Here is a 2910-nt window from a genome sequence, read left to right as displayed (position 1 = left end):
GAACCAGACCATTGCTCAGATTGAGCTGTTCACCAAGCCTGGTTCTTATGCTCGGGATGTTTACACGCTTCCGAAGCATCTCGACGAGAAGGTTGCTCGGCTGCACTTGGAGGCCGTTGGGGCTCGGCTGCGCGACACGAGACCCAGGCGGTGCCACATGCCCCAGGCACCGTCACCGGGTTTCGTCTCGCCTGTCACGGCTTCGCAAGCTCAGCCGTGGGCTCGCTCAACCTGCGCTCGCCCACGCCAGGCCCTCGTACCTCGGGCCCGGCTGCTCGCTTCAGTACCGGTACTGCTCGGCCTTGTAGGGGCCGTCCACCGAGACGCCGAGGTACGACGCCTGGGCGTCGCTGAGCGTCGTCAGCCGCACGCCGAGCGCGTCGAGGTGGAGCCGGGCGACCTCCTCGTCGAGGTGCTTGGGCAGCACGTAGACGCCGACCGGGTAGGCCTCGGGCTTGGTGAAGAGCTCGAGCTGGGCCTGCACCTGGTTGGTGAAGGAGTTCGACATCACGAAGCTCGGGTGGCCGGTGGCGTTGCCGAGGTTCATCAGGCGCCCCTCGGACAGCACGATGATCGAATGCCCATCGGGGAACACGAACTCGTCGACCTGCGGCTTGATGTTGATCCGCCGAATACCCGGAGTGGCGACCAGGCCGGCCATGTCGATCTCGTTGTCGAAGTGGCCGACGTTGCCGACGATCGCCTGGTGCTTCATCTTCGCCATGTGCTCGGCCATGACGATGTCCTTGTTGCCGGTCGTCGTGATGACGATGTCGGCGCGGGGAAGCACGTCCTCGAGGCGCTGCACGTCGTAGCCGTCCATCGCCGCCTGCAGGCCGCAGATCGGGTCGATCTCGGTCACGATCACGCGGGCGCCCTGGCCGCGCAGCGACTCCGCCGCGCCCTTGCCCACGTCGCCGTAGCCGCAGACCACCGCGACCTTGCCGCCGATCAGCACGTCGGTGCCGCGGTTGATGCCGTCCACCAGCGAGTGGCGGATGCCGTAGCGGTTGTCGAACTTCGACTTGGTGACCGAGTCGTTGACGTTGATCGCCGGGAAGAGCAGCTCACCGGCGGCGGCCAGCTGGTACAGCCGCAGCACGCCGGTGGTGGTCTCCTCGGTGACGCCCATGATCTCCTGGCCCGTGCGGGTCCACTTCTGCCCGTCGGCGGCCAGCGAGCGGCGCAACGTACCGAGGATGATCTTCCATTCCTCGGGGTCGTTGTCGTCCGCCTCCGGCACGACACCGGCGGCCTCGTACTGCGTGCCCTTGTGCACCAGCAGAGTCGCGTCACCGCCGTCGTCGAGCAGCATGTTCGGTAGGGCGCCGCCCGGCCAGGTGAGCATCTTCTCGGTGCACCACCAGTACTCCTCGAGCGACTCGCCCTTCCACGCGAACACCGGGACGCCCTTGGGCTCCTCCGGCGTGCCGTGCGGACCGACGACGACAGCGGCCGCCGCGTGGTCCTGCGTGGAGAAGATGTTGCAGGACGCCCAGCGCACCTCCGCGCCCAACGACACCAGCGTCTCGATGAGCACCGCGGTCTGCACCGTCATGTGCAGCGAGCCGGAGACCCGCGCCCCGCGCAGGGGGTAGACCTCGGCGTACTCGCGGCGGAAGGCCATCAGGCCCGGCATCTCGTGCTCCGCGAGGCGGATCTCCTTGCGCCCGAACTCGGCGAGCGACAGGTCAGCCACCGCGAAGTCCAGGTCACCCACCTGTCGCGAATACCGGGTGACGGTGTCTCCCTGGGTGTTTACTGCGGTCATCCTGTACGTCCTCCAAACTCCATAGCCCCTGAAACACTACCGTTGCCCCCAGTGGCCCGACTTGAGTGCCCATGTAGCCGGAGGAGGAAGGCCTGTTGTACGCGCCGGGGCCGGACACCCGAGTAGTCGAACTTCGCGTACACGGTGTGCTGGGCACCAGACCGGAAGAGCTGGTCTCGGCGGTCGCGGCCGTCGACGTGGCGGGTGACGGGCTCGGCCGCGTCGTCCAGCCGGCCGACCGCCTCCTGCGGCCCGCACCTGGGCCGATGCTGCGGGCGGAGGGCCAGTCGATCCCGCGGACGGTCGAGGGTTACTCGTGGAGCGGGATGACCTCGGGTGGCGCGGCGAAGGCGGCGTGGGCGCTGCTGTTCCCGTTCGCGCTGGCCAACGTGGCGCACTGGATGCTGCCGCCGATCCCCAGCGGGCACCGGGCGGCCGCGCGGCTCGGGCTCCTGGCCCGCACGCTGCTGCGGCTCGCGGCGGTGCTGCTCACCGTGTTGCTGGTCACGCAGGCGGCGGTGGTCAGCCTGGACCTGCTCGCGGCGCGCTGCCTGGCCCCCGGCTCGCCGTGCCTGTCGGGCGTGGTGCCGGACTGGCTGCGCTCGACGTACCTGGTGCGGCCGGCGATCGGCCTCGTCCCGGTGCTGCTGACGATCTACGTGCTGCACCGGATCTCCTGCGTGGCGTGGGAGGTGGACGGCGCGCCCAACCCGCCGCCGACCCCGCCGAACGCGCGGGTGCTGCTGCCCGGCACGAACCTGGTCGCCGACCCGGACACCCCCACGCTGCGGGCGTTGCACCTGGTGGCGGCGCTCGCGACCGTGGCGCTGCTGCCCCTGGGCGGCCCGTTCGCGATACCGGCGGCGCCCGTCCCGGCGGCGCTGTGGACGCTGGCACTGATCCTGCTGGTCGTGGCGCTGCTGGGCGTGCTGCTGCTCGACGACCCGCGCGGCGCGGCACCGGTGCGGGCCGGGTCGTGGCTGCGGACGGCGCTGGGGACGTGGCCGCGGCGCGTGCTGCTCGCGGCCGGCGTCGTGCTGGTGGCGGCGTCCGCGGCCAGCCAGGACCCGCTGCGGTTGACCGGCACGGAGGTCACGGTCGATGCGGTGGCCCTGGTGCTGATCGTGGTGGTCGTGCTG

Annotated in this window: 1 protein-coding gene and 2 pseudogenes; 2 read left to right on the top strand and 1 reads right to left on the bottom strand. The window is 70.2% G+C overall.

Annotation, left to right across the window (positions count from 1 at the left end; all coding sequences use genetic code 11):
* Window positions 1-130, top strand: a pseudogene (locus tag ACJ73U_RS11875) (adenosylhomocysteinase); the annotation flags it as partial.
* Window positions 131-280: 150 nt separating this feature from the next.
* Here ACJ73U_RS11875 and ahcY read toward each other — a convergent pair.
* Window positions 281-1771 carry an adenosylhomocysteinase gene (ahcY, locus tag ACJ73U_RS11870; protein WP_407777630.1) on the bottom strand — a complete coding sequence of 497 codons (1491 nt, stop codon included), beginning with the start codon at window positions 1769-1771 and terminating at the stop codon, window positions 281-283.
* Between the two features lie 146 nt (window positions 1772-1917).
* On the opposite strand from ahcY, the pseudogene ACJ73U_RS11865 reads away from it, so the two are divergent.
* Window positions 1918-2910 (top strand): annotated as a pseudogene (locus tag ACJ73U_RS11865) (hypothetical protein); the annotation flags it as partial.

Origin of the sequence: Actinophytocola sp. (assembly GCF_045807065.1) — a bacterium.
Lineage (GTDB): Bacteria > Actinomycetota > Actinomycetes > Mycobacteriales > Pseudonocardiaceae > Actinophytocola.
Note: the sequence above shows the minus strand (reverse complement) of the source record. Positions and strands in the feature narration are given on the sequence as shown.